The 7,438-nt window shown below is 59.1% G+C and carries 7 protein-coding genes; 3 read left to right on the top strand and 4 right to left on the bottom strand.

Annotated features, from left to right (window positions below; translation table 11 throughout):
• The 3 genes from HALA3H3_RS09625 to HALA3H3_RS09615 form a co-directional block, all read left to right on the top strand.
• The coding region (locus tag HALA3H3_RS09625; RefSeq protein WP_082116839.1) for a metal ABC transporter ATP-binding protein at positions 1-683 on the top strand (683 nt) is incomplete at its 5' end.
• Between the two features lie 3 nt (positions 684-686).
• A complete protein-coding gene (locus tag HALA3H3_RS09620) occupies positions 687-1,796 on the top strand; it encodes a metal ABC transporter permease (RefSeq protein ID WP_022521347.1) in 1,110 nt (369 codons plus the stop codon).
• A complete protein-coding gene (locus HALA3H3_RS09615) occupies positions 1,793-2,713 on the top strand; it encodes a metal ABC transporter permease (RefSeq protein ID WP_009286158.1) in 921 nt (306 codons plus the stop codon). The genes HALA3H3_RS09620 and HALA3H3_RS09615 overlap by 4 nt, the downstream gene beginning before the upstream one ends.
• 97 nt (positions 2,714-2,810) lie before the next feature.
• Here the strand turns inward: HALA3H3_RS09615 and urtE are convergent, their stop codons facing one another.
• From urtE to urtB, 4 genes are read right to left on the bottom strand one after another with little or no spacing between them, the layout of a single operon-like run.
• The gene (gene urtE, locus HALA3H3_RS09610) at positions 2,811-3,518 is read right to left on the bottom strand and encodes an urea ABC transporter ATP-binding subunit UrtE (RefSeq protein WP_022521346.1); all 708 of its coding nucleotides are present in this window, start codon (positions 3,516-3,518) and stop codon (positions 2,811-2,813) included.
• On the bottom strand, positions 3,518-4,354 hold the full coding sequence (gene urtD, locus HALA3H3_RS09605) for an urea ABC transporter ATP-binding protein UrtD (protein ID WP_022521345.1): 837 nt from the start codon (positions 4,352-4,354) through the stop codon (positions 3,518-3,520). Before urtD ends, urtE begins: the two co-directional genes overlap by 1 nt.
• Positions 4,351-5,523 (bottom strand): urea ABC transporter permease subunit UrtC, encoded by a 1,173-nt coding sequence (urtC, locus tag HALA3H3_RS09600; RefSeq protein WP_022521344.1) that lies wholly within the window; start codon positions 5,521-5,523, stop codon positions 4,351-4,353. Before urtC ends, urtD begins: the two co-directional genes overlap by 4 nt.
• Positions 5,524-5,526: 3 nt before the next feature.
• Entirely contained in the window at positions 5,527-7,140 is a 1,614-nt protein-coding gene (urtB, locus tag HALA3H3_RS09595; protein ID WP_022521343.1) for an urea ABC transporter permease subunit UrtB, read from the bottom strand.
• Positions 7,141-7,438: the final 298 nt, after the last annotated feature.

The raw sequence follows: 7,438 nt of genomic DNA, 5'->3' as shown, positions 1-7,438 counted from the left end.
CCGCCGGTGTCATGGCGGGCATTGTCGGCCCTAACGGGGCGGGCAAGAGTACGTTGATCAAAAGCCTGCTTGGGCTGGTGCCGTCGTTGTCGGGAGAGGTGATGGTGCATGGACGGCCCTACGCCACACAGCGTAAACGGGTGGGCTACGTGCCCCAGCGCTCAAGCGTTGACTGGGATTTTCCCACCACGGCGCTGGATGTGGTCACCATGGGGCTTTACGGGCGCTTGGGCTGGCTCAAGAGACCGGGTCGCAAAGAGCGCCATGAAGCGCAGGAAGCACTTGAAATGGTCGGTATGAGCGCCTTCGCTGAACGACAGATTAGCCAGCTTTCTGGTGGCCAGCAGCAGCGCGTGTTTCTGGCTCGCGCGCTGGTGCAGCAGGCCGATGTGTATTTTCTTGATGAACCCATGGCTGGCGTCGATGCCACCACCGAGCGGGCCATTATCGATATCCTGCGCCACCTGCGCGACGCGGGCAAAACGCTGATTGTGGTACACCACGATCTGCAAACGGTTCGCACCTACTTTGACTGGCTACTGCTACTCAACGTGCGAGTCATCGCCAGCGGCAAGGCCGAGGAGGTGTTCAAGATCGATCACCTGCGCCAGGCTTACGGCGGCCAAATCGCGCTACTTAACGACAATGAATCGTTAATGTTTGCCGCCTCAAAGGTGAAGTAACCCATGGTGTGGCTTGAGCTTTTATCTGACTACACCTTTCAGAATGTAGTCATTGGCGCCTCGCTGCTGGGGCTGATCAGCGGCCCGCTGGGCTGTTTTGCGGTGCTGCGTCGCCAAAGCCTGCTGGGAGACGCAATTTCCCACGCAGCCCTTCCCGGCATCTGTTTAAGCTTTATCATCACCGGCAGCCGGGATATTGGCGGGATTATTATTGGTTCACTGATCACCGGCTCCGCCGCCGCGCTGATTATGCTGATGCTGACGCGCTTAAGCCGCCTGAAAACTGACGCAGCCCTGGGCGCCTGCCTGAGTATCTTTTTTGCCGTGGGTATCGTTCTGCTCACCTATATACAGAGTACCAATAACGCCTCCCAGGGCGGTCTTGAGGCCTTTCTGTTCGGTCAGGCCGCCGCGACGCTGCGCTCCGATTTATGGGTGATGGGCAGCATTACGCTGGTTACGCTGCTGCTGCTTGCCGTCTTCTGGAAACAGGCCAAGCTGGTCACCTTTGATGCGGAGTACGCCCGCACGCTCGGCATGCCTATCACCGTGATTGAAGCATCGCTCACCGCTATGGTTGCGCTAGCAGTCGTCGTCGGCCTGCAGATGGTCGGTGTGATTTTGATGGCCGCCATGATCGTGGCACCCGCGGCCGCCGCCCGACAGTGGAGCCGCCACCTAGGCGGCATGCTCACCATCGCCGCAGGCGTCGGTATTGTCAGTGGTGTTTCAGGGGCAACCATCAGCACCCTATCGCGCGGTCTGGCAACCGGCCCACTGATTGTCCTTACCGCAACCGCCATCGTGCTTATATCGTTGGCATTGGCGCCCGGCCGTGGCCTGCTGTGGGGTGTGATAAAGCACTATCGCCAGAAGTCAGCGCTGCAGAAACAGCAGCTACTTTATGCGCTATATAAACACTCGGCCGATCCCTCATGCGCCCCCTCAACACTCGGTTCACGCAGGATGCTCAACAAGCTTAAGCAGCAAGGCTACCTAATCCGCTCTCCACGCAGCAGCGCCACTCTCAGCGAGGACTGCTGGGGGCTAACTGCACAGGGCCAGGCGGAGGCTAGAAGAGTGGTCGCGGCCTTTGAGGAATTAGCATCATGATGGCAGAGCTACTGACCACAACTGCCCTGCCCATTATGCTAGTGGGCGCGATGGTAGGCATCGCCTCCTCGGCGGTGGGCACCTTTTTAGTGCTGCGCGGCAACAGCATGTTATCCGACGCAATCAGCCATTCGATTGTGTTTGGCATCGTCATCGTCTGGCTGCTGACCAAGCAACAGAGCGGGCCGGTACAACTGATCGGGGCCGCCCTCACTGGGCTGTTAACCGTCCTGCTCACCGAAGCCTTAGCGAGCACCAAACGGGTCAAGCAGGATACCGCTATCGGCCTGGTCTTCCCGGCTCTGTTCTCTATCGGCGTGCTGCTGTTGAATATTTATGCCAATGATGTGCATATCGACACGCATACCGTGCTGCTCGGGGAGATCGGTTTTGTCTGGCTGGATACACTCGACATCTTCGGCCTGCCCATCCCCCAGGCGCTGGTATCGATGAGCGTGATGACGGTGCTCAACTACGCGTTTATCGGACTCTTTTATAAGGAGCTGAAGCTGGCCACCTTCGATCCGGCGCTGGCCAAAACGTTCGGCTTTATGCCCTCGATTCTTTTCTATGTGCTGCTAATGCTAACTAGTTCCACTGCCGTGGCGGCCTTTGATGCGGTAGGCGCGGTGCTATTTATCGCCTTTGCCATTGTTCCCGCCTCCGCCGCCTATTTGCTGACCGACCGGCTGTGGATGATGTTTATCATCGGTGCGCTAATTTCTATCGCCTCGAGTATTTCTGGCTACTACCTCGCAGTGTATCTCAACGTCTCCATTGGCGGCATGATGGCCGTCATGACCGGCGTATTCCTGATGCTCGCCTTTCTGGCAGGGCCACGCTACGGCGTGATTACCCAACTGGTCAAACGCCAACGGGCACGCCAGGCGCCGGTGGAACCGCCGCCCAGCGTTTGAAGCCCAGCTTTTGGAAACACCGCTCATCCGCGCGCAAAAAAGCGACCGCCTTTCGACAACCGCTTGGCCGGGCAGACGGTAACCGGGTGTGGGTAACTTAAACCGTCAGATGCTGCTTGATCAGCTCATTGGAGAGCTCGCTGATCTCACCTTTGGCCACCGGTCGGCCGCGATCCATGATCACAAAGCGGTCGGCGTATTTACGGGCAAAGGGCAGCTTCTGCTCTACCAGTAGCACCGTTAGGCCATCTTCGTTGATCAACTGGCGAATCACCTGGCCAATCTGGGCGACGATATTGGGCTGAATGCCCTCCCCTGGCTCGTCCAAAATCAGTAGTTTGGGTTCGATGACCAGTGCGCGGCCAATCGCCAGCTGCTGCTGTTGCCCGCCGGAGAGATCGCCGCCACGGCGGTGTTTCATCTCTTTTAGCACTGGGAACAGTTCATAGACCCGCTCTGGGATTTTCTTCAGCCCGTCACTGCGGGCGGCAAGGCCGGTGCGCAGGTTCTCCTCTACGGTCAGTAGTGGAAAAATCTGCCGCCCTTGGGGCACGTAGCCAATTCCCAACCGCGAGCGCGCCTCAACGGCTTTTTTAGTCAGCTCGATCTCGCCGGTCTCGGCGGTGTAGCGCAGCTCGCCACTTTTGACGGCCACTTCGCCCATCACGGCTTTCAGCAGCGTGGTTTTACCCACGCCGTTGCGCCCCATCACGCAGGTGCATTGGCCTGCAGGCACCTCAAGATCAAGATCCCAGAGGGTGTGGCTTTCGCCGTAGAACTGGTTGAGCTTTTCAATCGCTAGCATCAGGCAGCCTCCTCGTCGTCAGCACCCAGGTAGACCTCGATTACTTTGGGGTCGCTGGAGACTTGATCCATGGTGCCTTCCGCCAGCACGCTGCCCTGGTGCAGTACGGTCACCTGGCGGGCAATCGAACGCACAAAGCCCATGTCATGCTCGACCACCACCACGGACTGTTTACCGGCCAGCCCGGTGAGCAACTCGGCAGTGCGCTCCATCTCCTGCTCGGTCATGCCCGCCACCGGTTCATCCACAAGCAGTAGACGCGGGCGCTGCATCAGCAGCATGCCGATCTCCAGCCACTGCTTCTGGCCGTGGGAGAGAATGCCCGCAGGTTGATGGCGCAGCTCTGTCAGGCCGATGGTTTCCAGTACTTCATCAATGCGGTCTTTGATCTCGCCGGTCATGCGGGCGGTCAGGGTAGGAAAAATCCGCTTGTCCGCCGCCATGGCCAGCTCCAGATTTTCAAACACCGAGAGCGCTTCGAATACCGTGGGTTTTTGAAACTTGCGGCCAATGCCCAGGCTGGCAATATCGGGCTCGTTCATGTGCAGCAGGTTATGGCGGCTCCCGAACCACACGCTGCCGCTGGTGGGGCGGGTTTTGCCGGTGATGATATCCATCATGGTGGTTTTACCCGCCCCGTTGGGGCCGATAATGCAGCGCAGCTCACCGTCGTTGATGGTTAGGTTGAGGTTATTGATGGCTTTAAAACCATCGAAGCTAACGGTGACATCTTCCATGTAAAGAATCGGCCCATGGCGAACGTCCACCGGCGAGGCTTGGGGCGCCATAAAATCGAACACCCGGTCACGCTGGGACAGCGATTGCAGCAAACTCATGCGGAGGCCTCCTCGGGCGTGTGTTGATGGTCAGGATCCGTCGTTTGTTCCTCGCGCTTACGGCGCTTGAGGTAGCGAAACAGCCCCGCGACACCCTTGGGCAGAAACACCGTGACCAGTACAAACATCGCGCCCAGGGCAAACAGCCAGGCATCGGGCATTACGCCGGTAAAGATGGTTTTGGCGTAGTTGACCAGAATGGCGCCAATCACCGCGCCATATAGCGTGGCGCGACCGCCCAGCGCTACCCACAGCACAATCTCGATGGAGAAAATCGGCGAGAATTCACTGGGGTTGATAATCCCCACTTGCGGCACGTAGAGCGCGCCCGCCAGGCCTGCGAGCATCGCCGAGACCACAAACACAAACAGCTGAAAGCGCTCGACCCGGTAGCCGAGAAAGCGCGTACGCGCTTCGGCGTCGCGGGTGGCCACGCTCACCCGCCCCAGCTTGCTGGTCACAATCGCACGGCACAGGATATATCCCAGCGCCAGCGCAACGCCGGTGGCCAGGAACAACCCTAGGCGCGTGGCGTCGCTGCGCAGGTCAAAACCGACGATCTCGCGGAAGTCAGTCAGGCCGTTATTACCGCCGAAGCCCATCTCGTTGCGGAAGAAAGCCAGCATCAAGGCAAAGGTCAGTGCCTGAGTGATAATCGACAGATATACCCCGGTGACCCGTGAGCGAAACGCCAAAAAGCCGAATACCAATGCCAGCAGCCCGGGAGCCAGCAGAACCATGGCAAAGGCGAACCAGGCCATATCGAAGCCGTGCCAAAACCACGGCAGGCTGTCCCAGTTGAGGAACACCATAAAGTCCGGCAGTACCGGATGGCCGTAGGTACCGCGATCGCCAATCTGGCGCATCAGGTACATGCCCATGGCGTAACCGCCAATGGCGAAAAAGGCGCCATGGCCGAGGCTCAAAATGCCCAGATAGCCCCACACCAAGTCCACCGCCACGGCCAGCAACGCGTAGCTTAGGTACTTACCGAACAGGTTGACCGTATAGGCGCCCACATGCAGCGGGTTATCCGGCGGCACTGCCACGTGCAGGATGGTGACCAGCGCCAGCGCGGCCAGTAGCACGCCGAGAAAAATCTGCGTAGAGCGTTCGCTGAATGGGCGTGTTAGCCAAAAATTCGTCGATGATTCGGTCGTTAAAGACATCGTTTAGCCCTCCGCAGCCCGGCCCTTCTGCGGGAAGAGTCCACGCGGGCGTTTCTGAATGAATAGGATAATAAAGACCAACACGATAATTTTGGCCAACACCGCGCCTGCCCAGGGTTCCAGCACCTGGTTAATGACCCCCAGCGATAGCCCGGCCACCAGCGTGCCCCACAGGTTACCCACGCCGCCGAACACCACCACCATGAAGGAGTCGATGATGTAGTTCTGCCCCAGGTTGGGGCCGACGTTGGTGAGCTGGGAGAGCGCGACACCGGCAAGCCCGGCCACACCCGAACCTAGCGCAAAAGTCATGATATCCACACGAGTGGCACGAATGCCCATGGAGCGTGCCATGGCGCGGTTTTGAGTCACCGCACGTACCTCAAGCCCCAGCCGGGTACGACGCATAATCAGCATCAGCCCGGCAAACACCACCAGCGCAAAGCCAAGCACGTACATGCGGTTTAGCGTTAATGAGAGTGCATCGTTAACCACCAGTGAACCGCTCATCCACTCCGGGGTAATCACGGTGCGGTTAAGCGGTGAAATCACCGTGCGCACCAGCTGCTGCAGAATCAAACTGATACCAAAGGTCGCCAGCAGCGTCTCCAGCGGGCGGCCTTTGAGGAACTGGATAACACCGCGCTCGATCGCCACACCCGCCAGAGCAGCGACCATAAAGCCTGCGGGAATCGATAGAATCAACGCCAGCCCAGGCTGGCCGGGCAGCAGTTGCTGCATCGCCCAGGTGGTGTAGGCGCCCAGCATCATCAGCTCGCCGTGGGCCATGTTGATCACGCCCATGACCCCGAAGGTGATCGCCAGACCAATGGCAGCTAGCACCAGCACTGAGCCGAGGCTCAAGCCGAAATAGAGCGTTTCCAGACCACGATTGATTTTGAGTTGCTGCTCAATGCCCGCCAGAGAAGCGGCAGCGGCATTGGCGACGACGGGATCATCGCTATTGACTGCCCGGCTCAATGCCACGCGGGAACGGGGGTGTAGGCTGCCGTCCAGCGCTTCGACCCCAGCCATTTCGCCCGCTTCAGCACGGTAGATCGCCACGGCCTGAGTCAGCCGGTAGCGCACCTGCTCGTCCTCTTCCTGTTCGATCAAGTCGTCGAGGGTGGGCACCAGCTCACCATCTACTTCACCTAACAGGCGCTCGGCCGAGGTACGGCGGCGCTCCACGTTAGGTGAGTAGAGGTCAACTACCGCGATGGCGCTGCGCAGTTGATTACGTAGGTTGTTGTTGATGCCAATACGCTCCAGGTCACGGCGGGACATCTCGCCCAACGCTTCGCCGGTTAGGACATCGGCCACCGGCCAGTCGCGGCCGCGGTTCTCGAGCACCAGCACGAACCGGCCATCTTCGGTACGCTGCAAGCGGCCATCCAGCAAGGCCTGCAGCCAGTCTCGGGCGCGTTCGTCATCGCTTTGCAAAATGGCGGTGATCGCGTCGCCTTTGGCGGCGTAAGACTCAACGTCCAGCGCCTCCAACAGTTCGAGCGCGGCCGCATCGTCGGCAGTATTCGTGGAGCTCGTTTGTGCTTGGGCGGTCACTGTGATGCTTAACAACAGTAGGCACAGCAGCCCTAAGGAAAGGAAACGCCTCATGGGGTTCTTCCTTTGGTTATCTAAGAGGGTAACTGAATATATCGGTGCCAGCGCAGGCTTCCGCGAGGGCGCTGTAAACCCATCCTTGGGCGCTACTTTTGCCATCTGACCGCCATGGATGGCGGAAATGCCGGAATAGTAAGGAACCTTTCCGGCCATGGCAAAAGACCCTCGCTTCAGCCTGCCCTAGCACCAGCGAGCGGGCAGTTTTAAAAGAAGTTATTTCCACTGCGATAGACGTGCTTACTCAGCGAGCGCCGCTTCGGCTTCTTCTGCTGCGGTGCTGCCACCGCACGAG

Origin of the sequence: Halomonas sp. A3H3 (assembly GCF_000982975.1) — a bacterium.
Classification (GTDB): Bacteria; Pseudomonadota; Gammaproteobacteria; order Pseudomonadales; family Halomonadaceae; genus Vreelandella; species Vreelandella titanicae.
The sequence above is the reverse complement of the archived record's forward strand: the minus strand, read 5'-3'. Positions and strand labels throughout refer to the sequence as shown.

Bases quoted from the DNA above. Each gene is read 5' to 3' on its own strand.
- HALA3H3_RS09620 (WP_022521347.1), top strand. From the start codon at position 687: ATGGTGTGGCTTGAGCTTTTATCTGACTACACCTTTCAGAATGTAGTC.
- urtB (WP_022521343.1), bottom strand. From the start codon at position 7,140: ATGAGGCGTTTCCTTTCCTTAGGGCTGCTGTGCCTACTGTTGTTAAGC.
- urtD (WP_022521345.1), bottom strand. From the start codon at position 4,354: ATGAGTTTGCTGCAATCGCTGTCCCAGCGTGACCGGGTGTTCGATTTT.
- urtC (WP_022521344.1), bottom strand. From the start codon at position 5,523: ATGTCTTTAACGACCGAATCATCGACGAATTTTTGGCTAACACGCCCA.
- urtE (WP_022521346.1), bottom strand. From the start codon at position 3,518: ATGCTAGCGATTGAAAAGCTCAACCAGTTCTACGGCGAAAGCCACACC.
- HALA3H3_RS09615 (WP_009286158.1), top strand. From the start codon at position 1,793: ATGATGGCAGAGCTACTGACCACAACTGCCCTGCCCATTATGCTAGTG.